The sequence below is a fragment of the Pseudoflavonifractor sp. An44 genome, assembly GCF_002161675.1.
GTDB lineage: Bacteria > Bacillota > Clostridia > Oscillospirales > Oscillospiraceae > Enterenecus > Enterenecus faecium.
Genome location: NZ_NFIH01000008.1, coordinates 13,866 through 29,785, shown reverse-complemented (window position 1 = coordinate 29,785; position 15,920 = coordinate 13,866). Strand labels below are relative to the sequence as shown.

Annotated in this window: 13 protein-coding genes; 7 read left to right on the top strand and 6 right to left on the bottom strand. The window is 62.5% G+C overall.

Annotated elements, in window-relative coordinates:
* Position 1: 1 nt before the first annotated feature.
* The 4 genes from mutL to B5F98_RS05270 all read left to right on the top strand — a co-directional run bounded on the left by mutL (position 2) and on the right by B5F98_RS05270 (position 5,047).
* Positions 2 to 2,050 carry a DNA mismatch repair endonuclease MutL gene (gene mutL, locus B5F98_RS05285; RefSeq protein ID WP_087370127.1) on the top strand — a complete coding sequence of 683 codons (2,049 nt, stop codon included), beginning with the start codon at positions 2 to 4 and terminating at the stop codon, positions 2,048 to 2,050.
* A gap of 17 nt (positions 2,051 to 2,067) precedes the next feature.
* Positions 2,068 to 2,985, top strand: a complete 918-nt coding sequence (locus B5F98_RS05280; protein WP_087370125.1) for a nucleoside kinase — start codon at positions 2,068 to 2,070, stop codon at positions 2,983 to 2,985.
* A gap of 282 nt (positions 2,986 to 3,267) precedes the next feature.
* Complete coding sequence (locus tag B5F98_RS05275) at positions 3,268 to 4,092, top strand: Mrp/NBP35 family ATP-binding protein (RefSeq protein ID WP_087370123.1); 825 nt, start codon at positions 3,268 to 3,270, stop codon at positions 4,090 to 4,092.
* A 181-nt stretch (positions 4,093 to 4,273) separates the two neighbouring features.
* Positions 4,274 to 5,047, top strand: coding sequence for a HAMP domain-containing sensor histidine kinase (locus B5F98_RS05270; RefSeq protein ID WP_143482738.1), 774 nt, complete (start codon positions 4,274 to 4,276; stop codon positions 5,045 to 5,047).
* A gap of 653 nt (positions 5,048 to 5,700) precedes the next feature.
* Here B5F98_RS05270 and B5F98_RS05260 read toward each other — a convergent pair.
* The 4 genes from B5F98_RS05260 to B5F98_RS05245 form a co-directional block, all read right to left on the bottom strand.
* Positions 5,701 to 6,111: a hypothetical protein gene (locus B5F98_RS05260; protein WP_087370119.1), complete on the bottom strand. Its 411-nt coding sequence runs from the start codon at positions 6,109 to 6,111 to the stop codon at positions 5,701 to 5,703.
* Between the two features lie 12 nt (positions 6,112 to 6,123).
* A complete protein-coding gene (locus B5F98_RS05255) occupies positions 6,124 to 7,257 on the bottom strand; it encodes a hypothetical protein (RefSeq protein ID WP_087370117.1) in 1,134 nt (377 codons plus the stop codon).
* Positions 7,258 to 7,360: 103 nt separating this feature from the next.
* On the bottom strand, positions 7,361 to 8,803 hold the full coding sequence (gene proS / locus B5F98_RS05250) for a proline--tRNA ligase (RefSeq protein WP_087370115.1): 1,443 nt from the start codon (positions 8,801 to 8,803) through the stop codon (positions 7,361 to 7,363).
* A gap of 134 nt (positions 8,804 to 8,937) precedes the next feature.
* Positions 8,938 to 9,579 (bottom strand): GntR family transcriptional regulator, encoded by a 642-nt coding sequence (locus B5F98_RS05245; RefSeq protein WP_087233144.1) that lies wholly within the window; start codon positions 9,577 to 9,579, stop codon positions 8,938 to 8,940.
* Positions 9,580 to 9,795: 216 nt separating this feature from the next.
* Between B5F98_RS05245 and B5F98_RS05240 the strand changes: the two genes are divergently transcribed.
* Positions 9,796 to 10,722, top strand: a complete 927-nt coding sequence (locus B5F98_RS05240; protein WP_087370113.1) for a carbohydrate kinase — start codon at positions 9,796 to 9,798, stop codon at positions 10,720 to 10,722.
* A 105-nt stretch (positions 10,723 to 10,827) separates the two neighbouring features.
* On the opposite strand, the gene B5F98_RS05235 is transcribed toward B5F98_RS05240, so the two are convergent.
* Positions 10,828 to 11,781 (bottom strand): AraC family transcriptional regulator, encoded by a 954-nt coding sequence (locus B5F98_RS05235; RefSeq protein ID WP_143482737.1) that lies wholly within the window; start codon positions 11,779 to 11,781, stop codon positions 10,828 to 10,830.
* 299 nt (positions 11,782 to 12,080) lie between these two features.
* On the opposite strand from B5F98_RS05235, the gene xylB reads away from it, so the two are divergent.
* Entirely contained in the window at positions 12,081 to 13,562 is a 1,482-nt protein-coding gene (xylB, locus tag B5F98_RS05230; protein ID WP_087370109.1) for a xylulokinase, read from the top strand.
* A 35-nt stretch (positions 13,563 to 13,597) separates the two neighbouring features.
* Positions 13,598 to 15,073: a fucose isomerase gene (locus B5F98_RS05225; RefSeq protein WP_087370107.1), complete on the top strand. Its 1,476-nt coding sequence runs from the start codon at positions 13,598 to 13,600 to the stop codon at positions 15,071 to 15,073.
* Between the two features lie 52 nt (positions 15,074 to 15,125).
* Here B5F98_RS05225 and B5F98_RS05220 read toward each other — a convergent pair whose 3' ends face one another.
* A complete protein-coding gene (locus tag B5F98_RS05220; protein WP_087370105.1) occupies positions 15,126 to 15,911 on the bottom strand; it encodes an amino acid ABC transporter ATP-binding protein in 786 nt (261 codons plus the stop codon).
* Positions 15,912 to 15,920 lie beyond the last annotated feature (9 nt).

The following is a 15,920-nucleotide window of genomic DNA, read 5'->3' as shown; positions in this document are numbered from 1 at the left end:
TATGCCCACCATTCGACAACTAGACCCCCATGTGGCGGACCTCATCGCCGCCGGTGAGGTGGTGGAGCGGCCCGCCTCGGTGGTGAAAGAGCTGATGGAAAACGCCATCGACGCCGGGGCCAACGCCATCACCGTGGAGATCGCCCACGGGGGCATGGCCCTCATCCGCGTCACCGACGACGGCTGCGGCATCGCCCCCGACCAGTGTCAAACCGCCTTTCTCCGCCACGCCACCTCCAAGATCTCCTCGGAGTACGACCTGGAGGCCATCGGCACCCTGGGCTTCCGGGGGGAAGCTCTGGCCGCCATTGCGGCGGTGTCCCGGGTGGAATTGCTCACCAACCAGGGCCAGGGGCTGGGCACCGCCTTGTCTCTGGAAGGGGGACAGTTGGTGGAACAGGAGGAGGCGGGATGCCCCAAGGGTACCACCATGCTGGTGCGGGATTTGTTTTTTAACACCCCCGCCCGGCTGAAATTCATGAAGAAAGACTCCGCCGAGGGTGCGGCGGTGTTCGCTGTGGTGCAGCGGCTGGCCCTGTCCCACCCGGAGCTGTCGGTGAAGTTTATTCGGGACGGCAAGCAGGAACTGCTCACCCCCGGAGACGGACAGCTGAAAAGTGCCATTTACGCCGTGCTGGGCCGGGATTTGGCCCTGGGCTTTTTGCCGGCGAAGGGGTCCGGGGAGCACATGGAGATCTCCGGCTTTGTCTCCCTGCCCACCTGTTGCCGGGGTAGCCGCAGCTATCAGCACTTTTTCGTCAACGGACGGTACATCAAAAGCCGGGTGATGATGGCGGCCTTGGAGGAGGCCTACCGCAACCAGAAGATGGTGGGCAAGTTCCCGGGCTGTGTGCTCCACCTCACCGTGCGGCCCAACACCGTGGACGTGAACGTCCACCCCACAAAGACCGAGGTGAAGTTCCAAAACGAGCAGCAGGTGTTTTCCACCGTGTACCACGGGGTGCTGGCTGCTTTGAACGGGGACCAGAGCCGCCCCCAGGCGGTGGTGAAGTCGGTGCTGCCCCGCCAGGACACCGTAACCCCCAACCAGACCAGTCTCCACGACATGCTTACCTCCACGGTGGCCCAGCCCAAGACCACCACCACCCCGCCCCCGGCGGCGGTGGTTTCCAAGCCCCAGACCACGCCCAGCCCCTTCCGCCGGGTGACTCCGTTGGACACCCCCACGGTACAGGAGAAGAAGGCGGCCCCTGCGGCTTCCTCCTTTATCTCCCGGCCTGTGGTGCAGCGGACGGTGGTGGAGGAGAAGTCCGTCCAAGCCAGTGTTGCGGTGGAGTCGAAACAGATTCCGCCCACCGTGGTAGAGGAGAAACCCAAGGTGGCGGCCCCTGTGGCAGCTGTTCCCGCCCCGGTGGGGGTGAAGAAGCCCACCCCGGCTCCCCAGGTGGAGAAGCCAGTGGAGGCGGAGATTCCCATCCCCGTGGTGGAGCCAGAGCCGGAACCCGTCCCTGTGGAGGAGCCCCAGGAGCCCTGGGTGGTGCGGGGCGAGCTGTTCCACACCTATATCATGGTGGAGCAGGGGGACAAGGTGGTGCTCATCGACAAGCACGCCGCCCACGAGCGGGTGAATTTTGACCGCCTCAAGGCTCAGGACTACCGGCCCATGGTCCAGGAGCTGCTCATTCCCATCACCATCACCCCCGGACCCCAGGAGCGGCAGGTGCTGCTGGACGGCCAGGAGGTGCTGGAGGGCTTCGGCTTCCAGCTGGAGGAGTTCGGGGCGGGGAGCATCGCCGTGCGGGCGGTGCCCGACTACCTGGAGACCGGGGACGTGGAGCCCACCCTGCTGGAGCTGGCCAAAAAGCTGCGCCTCACCGGTTGGGCGGACCCCAGCGCCGCCCGGGATGAGGTGATGCACACCATGGCCTGCAAGGCTGCCATCAAGGGGGGCCAGCGCAACGACTCCCAGGAGCTGGAGCGGGTGGCCCAGAAGGTGATGGCGGGAGAGGTGAAGTACTGTCCCCATGGGCGGCCCGTGGCCATCGAGCTGACCCGAGGAGAGTTGGAGAAGCAATTCAAACGGGCATAGCATAGGAGGAACACACCATGGCCTATCAACTGGAGGAAATCAACCGGGCAGTCCGGCAGGATAAGCTGGGATTTATGGAGGAATGTGACCACCAATACCAGAAGAAAGTGGAGCAGGCCGCCGATTTGATCTGCAAGAATATGAAGCTGAGCCCGGTGGTGCTCCTCTCCGGTCCCTCCGGGTCGGGGAAGACCACCACCGCCCATAAAATCACCGCCGAGCTGCAGCGGCGGGGGGTGGGCACCCACACCATTTCCATGGACGACTACTTTGTGCGCCGGGACCCCAGCACCGCCCCCCGCACCCCCGAGGGGGAGATCGACTACGAGTCCCCGGAGATGATGGACTTGCAGCTGCTCAGCCAGCACTTTGCCCAGCTCACCCGGGGAGAGGAGATTCTGGTGCCCCACTTCGAGTTTGCCCGCCAGATGCGCAACGACAGCAAGGCCAAGCCGTTGAAGCTGGGCAAGGATGAGGTGGCGATTTTTGAGGGCATCCATGCCTTGAATACCAAACTCACCGCCGGACACCCCAACGCCACCCGGCTGTACATCTCCGCCCGCAGCAATGTGATGGACGGGGAGGTGCTGCGCTTCAAGGGCACCTGGATGCGGCTGACCCGCCGGGCGGTGCGGGACTTCAACTTCCGGGGCACCGACATTGTGGGCACCCTGGATATGTGGGCCAACGTGCGCCGGGGAGAAAAGCTGTACATCTCTCCCTACAAGCACACCGCCCACATGCTCTTTGACTCGTCCCTGCCCTATGAGGTGTCGGTGATGGCCTGCTATGCCCGCCCCCTCATGGCGGCGGTGCCCCAGGAGAACCAGCGCCGTCACGAGCTTTTAGAGCTGGTGCGGGCCTTTGACTGGTTCGAGACCATCGAGCCGGGACTGGTGCCCAAGGAGTCGCTGCTCCACGAGTTTATTGGGTGAGTATGAAATGAATAACGAATAATGAATAATGAATAACTGTGGTGTGCCTGCGGCACGGATTTCCATAGATCGGGCGTAGGGGAGGGGCTTGCCCCTCCCGAATGTCCCAGGACAATGCCAGGGGAGTGGCGGGCCGGGCAAGCCACGGCCCCTACCACCGTAGAGTAGCTTTTCCCGCCTCACCCGTTGTAACGGGGCACAAACTGTGGTAAAATAACCAAGCTACTTTGAATATGAGGAAAAAGTCTGCCCTCTGGGCAGACTGTATAAGGAGATGTTTCCATGAGTGAATGTACCCACGACTGCTCCAGCTGCAGCTCCAACTGCGGGGAGCGTCAACAGCCCCACGACTTCCGTAAGCCCTGCAACGCCCACTCCCACATCAAAAAGGTGATTGCCGTGGTCAGCGGCAAGGGCGGCGTGGGCAAGTCCACCGTCACCTGCTCTCTGGCCGCCGCCATGGCCGCCCGGGGCAAGAAGGTGGGCATTCTGGACGCCGATATCACCGGCCCCTCCATCCCCCGTGCCTTTGGCATCCACCAGCACGCCATGGGCACCGATGACGGCATCCTGCCGGTGGAGACCGCCGGCGGCATCAAGATGATGAGCCTGAACCTGCTCACCGACAACGAGACCGACCCGGTGATCTGGCGGGGCCCGGTCATCGCCGGAGCGGTGGAGCAGTTCTGGACCGACGTGGTGTGGGGCGAGCTGGACTACCTGTTCGTGGACATGCCTCCCGGAACCGGCGACGTGCCCCTGACCGTGTTCCAGTCCCTGCCCGTGGACGGCGTGGTGGTGGTCACCGCGCCCCAGACCCTGGTGGGCATGATCGTCACCAAGGCCGTGCGCATGGCGGAGATGATGAAGGTGCCCGTGCTGGGCCTGGTGGAGAACTACAGCTTCTTCCGCTGCCCCGACTGCGGCGGCGAGCACCCCATCTTCGGTGCGAGCACCATCGACGCCCTGGGCGCTGAGCTGAACCTGCCTGTGTTGGCCAAGCTGCCTCTGGATTCCGCTCTGGCCCGCGCCATGGACGAGGGCACCGTGGAGGGCTACACCCCCAATCCTCTGGCCCAGGTGGCTGCCCAGCTGGACGCTGAATGACAAATGTTCCAATCCGTGACGGTCCGCCGTCACGGATTTGGCATTTTCAGGAAAATTTTTCTGGGGTGCTTGTTGCCCACGTCGAAATCTGGTATAATGGGTCATACTGAACAGGCCCTGATTTTTCCAGAGAGAAATGGGGCTTCTTTGCATAGGATAATGGGCAAGGGAGGCGTGAGGATTGGAACGATGGATGTTGGAGAGCTCCACCGGGGCGCACATGGCGCAGCTGCGGATGCAGCTGGCCCAGATGACCGCCGCCAGTCAGCTGCTGGAGCGGTACGCCACGGATGAAAAGAGCTGCGCGTATCTGAGCACCATCAACCAAAGCGTGTGCCGCATGCTGCGCCTGGTGGGGCGGCTGGAGCTGGCACGGCGGCTCACCGACGAGGACGAGGTGCGCCTGCAAGTGGCTCCCTTGGATATTACCCGCTGGGGCACGGATTTGGCCCGGCGGCTGGAGGGGGCCTTGGCTGGGGCCAACGTCTCCTTTACCTGGGAGGTGGCGCCGGGGCTGTCCGGAGTGGCAGACGGCGGGATGCTGGAGCAGCTGGTGCTGGAGCTGGTGTCCAACGCTGCCAAGACGGGAAGCCCCGTGAAGCTGACGGTGCAGCCGGGCACCGGGTCGGTGCGCATCACCGTGTCCGATCAGGGGCCGGGGCTGGACGCCCAGCAGCTGTCCACCCTCTTTCAGCAGCCCCCTCAGGAGGAGCAGGGCATGGGGGTGGCCCTGGCCCAACAGATTGCCCAGCTCCACGGCGGTCTGCTCATGGCGGACAGCAAGCTGGGCCATGGGGTGAATATGGTGGCGGTGATCCCTCTGCGGGATGGGATGCCGCCCCGCCGCCTGGAGACGCCTCCGCCTCAGTGGGGGGACAACGGGCTGGACCCGGTGCTGGTGGGCTTGAGCGATGTGCTGCCCGCACAGTCTTTTGCCCCGGATACACTGGGATGAGCGGTGCGGAGCTGCCTCGCCGGAAGCGGATGCGGCTACCCAACTACGATTATGGTACCGCTGGCTACTATTTTGTCACCGTATGCACCCAAGATAACCGCTGTGTGTTGGGCACGGTGGTAGGGGCCGGGCTTGCCCGGCCCGAACTGTCTCCAGTGGGGCAGATGGTACGGGAAGAAGCAGCACGGCTGCCAGAACGCTTTCCCCATGTGGCAGTAGACAAATATGTGATCATGCCCAACCACGTACATGCCATTCTGCGCTTGTCGGCGAGTTCGGCCCCTACGGCATCGTTGCCTGAGATTCTGGGTGCGTTTAAGTCATTGACCACCCGTAGATGGAACCAAGTAAGAGGTGTTATGGGGGAGCGGCTGTGGCAACGCAGCTAGTATGACCATGTCATTGGCAACCAAGAAGATTATTTGCGGATTTGGCAGTATATCGAAGAGAATCCCGCCAAGTGGAGGGAGGACAGATACTACCAGCCGTGGTAGGGGCCGGGCTTGCCCGGCCCGTTGCTTTTCCGGCATTGTCCTGGGGGATTCGGGAGGGGCAAGCCCCTCCCCTACGCCAGCAACGCAAGGAGTCGGCGGAAAAACGCAACACCAGCAAACGACCAGGAGCCTTCCATCGTGGAAGGCCCCTGGTCGTTTTTACCGGTATTTCCCTGTCCAGCGGTAGTGCAGGGGGTCAAAGAGCGCCAGACCCAGGACGAAGAGGGCCATATAGAGCACGAACATGGTGTTGATGAGGTACCGGGCGTACACCTCCCAGGCGGGCACAAAGAGGAGGGTGACCCCAAAAACCATGCCCAAGAGGGGCAGAGAGGTGAGGCCCCGGAACAGGTAGTGAAACAGGGCGGTGAGCCGGGGCCGGGGGGAGATGTCCATGAGCCAGGGAAAGAGTTTCTCTCCGGGGGCCTGGCTGAGGTGGGCCTCCACATCCCGGAGGGTCTGCCCGGCGGAGGCCTCCGATAGCCGCCCAATCCAGACGCAGCACAGCCGGCTCAACAGCCAGAATATGGCGCAGATGACGGTGTTGATGACAAACAGGGTGATATCCATAACAGAACCCCCTTAATAGTCGCTCAGATACCCCAAATCATTGAGAAACCACTTCATCCAGGTGGTGTCGTACTGGGGGCAGTAGACATAAAGGATGTTGGTGCCGTCCCGCACCACGACGCCATAGTCTCCCTCGGTCTCCTGGGTGTAGAGGGTGTAGCCCTCCCCGGATTCCTCGGTAATGTCCGGGTCCCGGGCGGCCACCAGCTCATAGAGCTGGTGTTGCAGTCCTTGGGCCAGATCCTTGGCCTGGCTCTCCTGGGTCAGCACCAGATACTCCAGGTGCAGCCCCTCCTCCTCCACCAGAATGCCGTCGGAGAGGATGATGCCGGGGTAGGTGTCAGACAGCTGGCCCACGGCGTTGAGCGGGTGGAAGCCCTCCTGATCCAGGCGGTCGTACATGGCCTGAGCCTCAGGGGTGCCTGCGGAAGTGGGCTGGGCCGAGGGAAATTCGGAGGGCTGAGTGGTGGTCTCCGGGGTGGAGGAGGACGGGAGAAACTTGGAGGACAGCATGGGGAGGACCAGGAACACCAGCACCACAGCCACCACAAAGAGCTTCTGGGTGTAGCCCCGGCGGAAGCGGCGGCGCTGGGCCACCTCCGGCTCGGCGGCCTCAAAGGGCCCGGCGTAGGGAATCTCCTCGTATGGCTCCTCCGGGGTGTCCGCTTCCTCCTCTTCGCTTTCCCGCTTGGGGCGGTAGGGCTTGTAGCGGGAGCTGTCGAAGAAGTCGGCGGTCTCCGCCTGGATGTACTTGCCGTACCGGAACCCCAACAGGGTGAAGATGGCCCACAGGACCAGCATAGCTGCGCCCAAGGCCCAGGTATATTGGTAGAGGCGAGTGGCGAAAATCACCATCACGCCCACAAAATAGAGCTTGATGGGCAGGTTGGTGAGGGAGCAGTAGCGGGACATGGTGTAAAACTCTTTGGCGTAGCCCGAACGGCGTTCCATCCAGGCCCAGAGCTGGTCATGACGGTCACGGTTGCGGTGCATGTGATTGTCCTCTGTCCGGGTCCACAGGTACATCTGAGCATCCACAGGCTTGAGTCCGGCGGACATGTACAGGTAGCGGGAGAGAAGCTTGTCGGAGAGAATGGACAGGGCGAACAGGACAAACAGAGAGATTAGAACGGGTTCACCAGGCATGGCACTCAAAAACCTCCTTTACGATGCTTGCATTTTTTCGACATGCTAACAGGCGTACCATGCCGGGGGACATGATACGCCTGTGCAGATCAATATTGTGGGATTAGTAAGCCACGCCCCAGTACACCATGTGCTTGGCGGGCTTGCCGCACACGGGGCACACGTCGCCCAGGTGCTCCTGCTCCAGGGGGATGCAGCGGGAGGACACGCCCGCCACTTCCTTCATCTTCAGCTCGCAGGCTTCGTCACCGCACCACATGGTCTTGGCAAAGCCGCCCTGGGTGGCCATCTTCTCCTTGACCTCCTCCAGCGTGGAGCAGGGATAGGTGTTCTCGTCCAGGTTGCGCTTGGCCCGGTCGAAGAGGCTCTGCTGAATCTCCTCCAGCAGGTTTTTCACGGTCTCCTCGATGTTGTCCAGGGAGACGAAGGTCTTCTCGCCGCTGTCACGGCGCACCAGCACGCACTGGTTCTTCTCCATGTCCTTGGGACCCAGCTCCAGGCGCAGGGGCACGCCCTTCATCTCATACTCGGCAAACTTCCAGCCGGGAGACTGCTCGGAGGCGTCCATCTTCACCCGGATGCCGGCGGCCTTCAGGCGGTCGCACACGGCCTGGTTGGCCTCGATGACGCCGTCCTTGTGCTGGGCCACGGGGATGACGATGACCTGGGTGGGGGCGATGCGGGGGGGCAGCACCAGGCCGTTGTTGTCGCCGTGGGTCATGATGACACCGCCGATGAGGCGGGTGGACACGCCCCAGGAGGTCTCAAAGGGGGTGTGCAGTTGGTTGTCCTTGCCGGCAAAGCTCACGCCGAAGGCACGGGCGAAGCCGTCGCCGAAGTAGTGGGAGGTGCCGGCCTGGAGGGCCTTCTTGTCGTGCATCATGCACTCCACGGTGTAGGTGGCCTCGGCGCCGGAGAACTTCTCCTTATCGGTCTTGCGGCCCTTCACCACGGGCATGGCCAGGTAGTTCTCGCAGAAGTCGGCGTAGATGTTGAACATCCGCTCGGTCTCTTCCATGGCCTCCTGGGCGGTGGCGTGCATGGTGTGGCCCTCCTGCCACAAAAACTCCCGGTGGCGCAGGAAGGGACGGCTGGTCTTCTCCCAGCGCAGCACGGAGCACCACTGGTTGTACAGCTTGGGCAGGTCCCGGTGGGAGTGGATGATGTGGGAGTAGTGCTCACAGAACAGGGTCTCAGAGGTGGGGCGGATGCAGTAGCGCTCCTCCAGCTCCTCGCTGCCGCCGAAGGTGACCCAGGCGCACTCAGGGGCGAAGCCCTCCACGTGGTCCTTCTCCTTCTGGAGCAGGGACTCGGGGATGAGCATGGGCAGATATACATTCTCGTGGCCGGTCTCCTTGAACTTCTCGTCCAGAATCTTCTGGAAGTTCTCCCAGATGGCGTAGCCATAGGGGCGCAGGATAAACATGCCTTTGATGGAAGAATAGTCAATCAGTTCCGCTTTGGTGCACACGTCGGTGAACCACTGGGCAAAGTCGGCCTCCATATCGGTGATCTGGCTGACCTGTTTGCTTTTGTCTTGTGCCATAAAACTCTCATTCCTTTTTCAAATAATAAAGGTATCGTAACTATGTATTTTATGGGCCAGAGGGCAAAAAGTCAAGAGCAGAGCGCAAAAAGAAGGGGCTTTGACCCAACGAATCAAAGCCCTTTTGCGTGTATTTACAGTAGAGTTTCGCTAACTGCCCGTTCCACCCGCTGTGCGTTGGCCTTCAGGGCCTTGCAGATCTCCTCCGGCTGGTTGTGCTCTACCCCGGCCAGCATGGCCCGGAAGTCCGAGAGATTGGCCGAAAGGTCCATGCCGTGGGCGGTGTACAGGTTGCGCAGCAGCAGCTGTTGGCCCTGAATGGCCAGCATACTCTTGTCCAGACGGCGGTTGCCGCAGTGGACGTAAAATACCTCCATAAACCGGTGCACCCCCACCGCCAGTTGCTGGGGCGTCCGGGCGGCCTCAAATTCCGCCAGACGTTCCGCCAGGTGCTGGGCCAGGACCTGGTGGTCCTCCCGCTCCATGGACAGCCGGGCGGCGGCACAGTGGAGGGTGGTGGCCAGCTGGGTGATCTCCTCCACGTCCTTGGCGTCCAGGGTCAGCACCCGGGCGCCCACGTTGTTCTCGTAGGCAATGAGCCCTTCCTGTTGCAGGCGGTTGATGGCCTCCCGGATGGGGGTGCAGCTGACACCCAGGGAGTCCTGAAGTTCGTTGACGTTGACCCGGCTGCCCAGGGGCAGACGCAGGGAAATGATATCGCTGCGCAGACGATCGTAGACCTGATCCACCAGCGACCGTTTTTTGATGGAAGCCATGCGGATACCTCCCAATCCGTGGAACCCCCGCAGCAGGGGGCCACAATTGTTTCTTGCAGTATCTTGCAGTATACAGGATAGCAGATTGGGCGGAGAAAGGCAAGAAAAAGGACGGGGGGTCCGGGGAAAAGTTCCCAGCGCCCCCCTTGTCACCGGAGGGAAAACGTGATACAATTTTCTATATGAAAACGATTTCACTCGGAAGGAGAGAGCGTCATGCGCATTGTCACCATCGGCGAAATTCTCATTGATTTGACCCAGACCGGATATAACCAGCAGAACATCCCCATGTATGCCGCCAATCCCGGCGGCGCTCCCGCCAACGTGGCGGTGGCGGCGTCCCGCCTGGGGGCGGACACCGCTTTCGTGGGCATGGTGGGCTCCGACGGCTTCGGCACCTACCTGGCCCAGGTCCTGGAGGAAAACAACGTCAGCACCCAGGGCCTGCGGGTGGGCCAGGGTGCCACCACCCTGGCGGTGGTGTCGGTGAGCGCCCAGGGGGAGCGCTCCTTCCAGTTCATGCGGGGCGCGGACGCCAACCTGACCGCAGACCAGGTGGATGGGGACCTCATTGCCGGGGCGGGTATTGTCCACTTCGGCTCGGTGAGCCTCACCGCCGACCCCGCCCGCACCGCCACCCTCCACGCCGTGGAGCTGGCCAAACAGCAGGGGGTGACGGTGAGCTACGACCCCAACTACCGGGCCGCTCTGTGGGAGAGCCAGGACCAGGCGGTGGAGTGGATGCGCCGTCCCCTGTCCAGCGTGGACATTTTGAAGCTGTCCGACGAGGAGATGGAGCTGCTCTCCGGCTCCAATGATCCCGAGACCTGCAGTCAGGTGATGGCAGACAAGGGCATCTCCCTGGTGCTCATCACCCTGGGTTCTGAGGGTGTGTTTTACCGCCTGGGCGACGCCACGGGCGTCGTCCCCGGCGTACCCACAAAGGTGGCGGACACCAACGGGGCCGGAGACACCTTCTTCGGGGCCGTGCTCAGCCGCCTGAGCCGCCGCACCCAGGGAGCCCTGGAGGGCTTGACCAAAGAGGAGCTGGAGGAGATTCTCACCTTTGCCAACCGGGCGGCCTCGGTGACCTGCTCCCGCAGCGGCGCCATTCCCGCCATGCCCACCCTGGAGGAGCTGTGAGAAAAAAGACGCAGATACGCCAAACCGGCGTGTCTGCGTCTTTTTTAATGAATAATGAAGAGTGAATAATGAAGAATTGTGGTGTGCCGCTTTGCGGCACAGATTTTAATCGGGGCAGAGACGGGAGGCTTTTTTGTCCCCATACTGCTTTTCCAACTTGTCCAGCAACTGCAAGCTTCCCTCCGGGGAGTAAAACCGCTCCGCCGAGTCCAGGGTGGGGTGGGGCTGGGTGGTCTGGGAATGTTTTGGCCGACGGCGGTAGGCCTCGGGGGTCATGCCGAAGTGGGTCTGAAACATCCGGGAGAAGTAGCGGTAGTCGGAGAATCCCGACTCCATGCACACCGCCAGCATTCCCTTGTTGGTGGTGGCCATGAGGTGACAGGCGTGGTGGAAGCGCACCGTGGCCACATACTCCTGGAAGCTGTGGCCCAGCATCTCCCGGGCGAAGTGGGATAGATAGCTCAGGGAGCGGCGCTCCTGCCGGGCAAAGTCGGACAGGCGGATTTTGTGGGCGAAATTCTCCTGCACAAAGGCCACCAGCCGCATGAGCCGGGCGCTGCGCCGCTCCCGTTCTGCCGCCTCCTGTTCCGTGACCTGACGCACCGGCAGGCGGGTGAGGAGGAGATAGAGAATCTGGTTGACTCGCCCCAGGCAGTCCAGCTGGTAGAAGGGCGGGCGCTGGAGATAGCGGCGAAACAGGGCGACGAGGGAGGTTTTCAGCCAGGCCGTTTCCGCCTCAGACAGATGAGCGGCGGGAAAGATGGTCTCAGCGTACACCCGCTGGGCGGCGGGAAAGGCGGCGGGGTCCAACTGGAGGCACAAAAAGGTGCAGCTGCCCTCCACCTTGTGAAACTCATGGGGCTGGCCGGGGCTAAACAGCACCAGCTCCCCCGGCTCCACCCGGTGCTCCTGTCCGCCGCAGGACACCAGCAGCGGCTGGTCCAGCACCCACACCAGCTCCCAGTCCAGATGGATGTGGAGGGAGCGGTGGTCCAGGGTGTTGAAAAACAGATGGACGCCCCCCAGGTGGGGATGTTGGACAATTTCCAGGGTCGCCACAGGCCACACCTCCCAAATCGTAAATTTGTATAAGAAATTGTACTCGCCTTGGGGAGAAAATGCAATGGGGTTGTCCGGTTCAAATGGAGAGAAAACAGTGAGTATACGCTAAAAAAGTTTGTAAAACTTCAAAACTGACGAAACGGACAAAAGAGGAATGCCCAAAATGTGCACAACGGCTAATATACAAAAACAGCAAACTTGTCTAATCACCACAGCAAACTAGTCAAGGACGGCAGGGGGCGGGGGTGGTATGGTAACAGCAGAATCACAACCCAAAGACTGAGAGGCGAGAGACCTTGTACTATATTGGCATTGATTTGGGCACGTCCGCCTGCAAATTCCTGTTGGTGGATGGGGCGGGAACGGTGAGCCGCACGGTGAGCCGGGACTACCCCCTGTATTTTCCCCAGCCTGGCTGGAGTGAGCAGAACCCCCAGGACTGGTGGACGGCCTGTATGTCCGGCATTCCCCAATTGCTGGAGGGGGTGGACCCTGCCCAGGTGGCGGGCATCGGGGTGGGGGGTCAGATGCACGGCCTGGTGGCTCTGGACGACCAGGGGCAGGTGCTGCGCCCCGCCATTTTGTGGAACGATGGCCGCACTGCCCCCCAGGTGGACTGGCTCAACCATCAGGTGGGCCGGGAGGTGCTCAGCCGCCACACCGCCAACATCGCCTTTGCGGGCTTCACCGCCCCCAAGCTGCTGTGGGTGGCCCAGAATGAGCCGGATTTGTTCGCCCGCATCTACAAAATCCTCCTGCCCAAGGACTACCTGGTGTACTGCCTCACCGGGGCGTACGCCACCGACTACTCCGACGCCTCGGGGACGCTGCTGCTGGACGTGGAGCACAAGACCTGGAGCCGGGAGATGCTCCAGCTGTGCCACCTGAGGGAGGACCAGATGCCCACCCTCCACGAGAGCTGGGAGCGGGTGGGGGCTCTGCGGGAGGACGTGGCCCAGGCCCTGGGGCTGTCTCCCAACACTCTGGTGTGCGCCGGGGCGGGGGACAACGCCGCCGCCGCGGTGGGCACCCAAACCGTGGGGGACGGCAAGTGCAACATCAGCTTGGGCACTTCCGGCACCATTTTCATCTCCTCCACCCAGTTCCGGGTGGACCCCAACAACGCCCTTCACGCCTTCGCCCACGCCGATGGGGGCTGGCACCTCATGGGGTGTATGCTGTCGGCGGCCTCCTGCAACGCCTGGTGGTGTGACAACATCCTGGGCACCTCGGACTACGCCGCCCAACAGGCCCCCATTTCCCAGGACAAGCTGGGGCGGGGCCATGTGTATTTCCTCCCCTATCTCATGGGGGAGCGCAGCCCCATCAACGACACCGACGCCCGGGGCGCCTTTCTGGGGATGACCATGGACACCACCCGGGCGGACATGACCCAGGCGGTGCTGGAGGGGGTGGCCTTTGCCATCCGGGACTCCCTGGAGGTGGCCCGTAGCCTGGGGCTGAACATCCCCCGGTCCGGCCTGTGCGGCGGGGGCAGCAAGTCGCCGTTGTGGCGTACCATTCTCTCCAACGTCCTGGGCATTCCCCTGGACACCATGGCCACCGAGCAGGGGCCGGGGTATGGAGCCGCCATACTGGCCATGGTGTGCTGCGGGGCCTTTGCCAGTGTCCAGCAGGCCGCCCAGGCCCTGGTGCAGGTGAAGGACACCGTGGAGCCCCAGCCGGAGCTGGTGGCCCGGTATGAGGCCAAATATCAGAAATTCCGCCAGATCTATCCCGCCTGCCGGGGGCTGTTTGCCACCCTGGCCCAAGACTAAGAGTATATTTTGAACCTGTAAGGAGGGTTTTTATCATGTTTGACAATATTCCTGAGGTAAAGCTGGGCTTAATCGCCGTGTCCCGCTCCTGTTTCCCCGCCGCGCTGTCCCAGCGCCGCCGGGCCGCCCTGGTGGCCGCCTATGGGGAGGGCGTGTATGAGTGCCCCGTCACCGTGGAGACCGAGCTGGACGCCCGGGCCGCCGTGGACGACGTGAAGGGGGCCGGGGTCAACGCTCTGGTGGTGTTTTTGGGCAACTTCGGCCCCGAGACCCCGGAGACCCTCATCGGCGAGTGGTTTGACGGCCCTGTGATGTACGTGGCCGCCGCCGAGGGAGACGGCGACCTCCACGATGGCCGTGGCGACGCCTACTGCGGCATGCTCAACTGCTCCTATAACCTGGGGCTGCGGGGCCTGCGGGCCTACATCCCCGAGTACCCCGTGGGGACCGCCCAGGACCTGGCCCACGCCATGGCGGAGTTTGTCCCCATCGCCCGGGCCATTCTGGGCCTCAAGGGTCTGAAAGTCATCACCTTTGGCCCCCGTCCCGACGATTTTCTGGCCTGCAACGCCCCCATCAAGGCCCTGTACGACCTGGGCGTGGCGGTGGAGGAGAACTCCGAGCTGGACCTGTTGGTGGCCTACAACAAGCACGCTGACGACCCCCGCATTCCCGCCAAGATGGCGGAGATGGAGGCGGAGCTGGGGGACCACAACCCCTACGCTGGCATTCTGCCCCGTCTGGCCCAGTATGAGCTGACCCTGGAGGACTGGGCCCGGGACCACAAGGGCACCCGGCAGTATGTGGCCTTTGCCAACAAGTGCTGGCCCGCCTTCCAGACCGAGTTCAAGTTCGTGCCCTGCTACGTCAACAGCCGTCTGGCCGCCCGGGGCATCCCCGTGGCCTGCGAGGTGGATATCTACGGGGCCCTGTCCGAGTACATCGGGGTGTGCGTCTCCGGCGGGCCCACCACCCTGCTGGACATCAACAACACCGTGCCCCAGTCCATGTATGACCAGTGCGTGCGGGGCAAGTACGACGTACGCCTGAACGAGACCTTCATGGGCTTTCACTGCGGCAACACCAGCTGTTCCCTGCTGAAAAATCCCCACATGGGCTATCAGCTCATCATGAAGCGGGACCTGGAGCCCGAGCTGGCCGAGCCGGACATCACTCGTGGCACCATGGAGGGCAACATCAAGGCCGGAGACATCACCTTCTTCCGCCTCCAGAGCACTGCCGACACCCAGCTGCGGGCCTACATCGCCCAGGGCCAGGTGATGGATGTGGACTGCCAGAGTTTCGGCTCCATCGGCGCCTTTGCCATCCCGGAGATGGACCGCTTCTACCGCCATGTGCTGCTGGCCAAGCGCTATCCCCACCACGGGGCTGTGGCCTTCGGTCACCACGGCAAGGCCCTGTACGAGGTGTTCAAGTACCTGGGCGTGGGGGATATCGCCTACAACCAGCCCAAGAGCCTGCCCTATCCCGACGAGAATCCCTTCGCCTGAGAGAACAGAAAAAACATCCACATGGACCTGGGTCCATGTGGATGTTTTTTGCTTATTCTTGGGTGTATCCGGCCAAAAACTGCCGGGTGCGCTCCTCTTGGGGGTTCTCGATGACCTGTCGGGCGGGGCCTCGCTCCACGATGAGGCCCCCATCCATGAACATCACCTCGTCGGCCACGTCCCGGGCGAAGGCCATCTCGTGGGTGACGATGATCATGGTGGTCTTCTGTTCCACCAGGCCCCGGATGACCCGCAGCACCTCTCCGGTGAGCTCCGGGTCCAGGGCAGAGGTGGGCTCGTCAAAGCACAGGATATCCGGCTTCAGGGCCAGGGCCCGGGCGATGGCCACCCGCTGCTGCTGGCCGCCGGAGAGCTGGCTGGGGTAGTGGCCTGCCCGCTGCTCCAGGCCCATTTTGGTGAGCAGCTCCAGGCCCTCCTGTTGAATCTCCTCCAAAATGGCCTTTTTGTTGGCCTTGAAGTCGGGCCGTTCCCGGGCCAGCAGTTCCTTGGCCAGGGTCACATTTTTCAGGGCTGTATACTGGGGAAACAGGTTGAAGGACTGAAACACCATGCCGAAGTGGAGGCGTTTTTTGCGGATTTCGGCATCGGTCTGGCTGCGGCGGTTGGCGGCGTCAAAGATGACGTTGCCCCCCACCGAGATGGTGCCCTGATCCGGGGTCTCCAGGAAGTTCAGGCACCGCAGCAGGGTGGTCTTGCCGCTGCCCGAGGAGCCAATGATGGCCAGGGCCTTGCCCTTCTCCAAATCAAAGCTGATATCCTCCAGCACCCGGGTGGACCCAAAGTGTTTTTCCAGGTTATTTACCTCTAAGATTGCCATATGTCACAC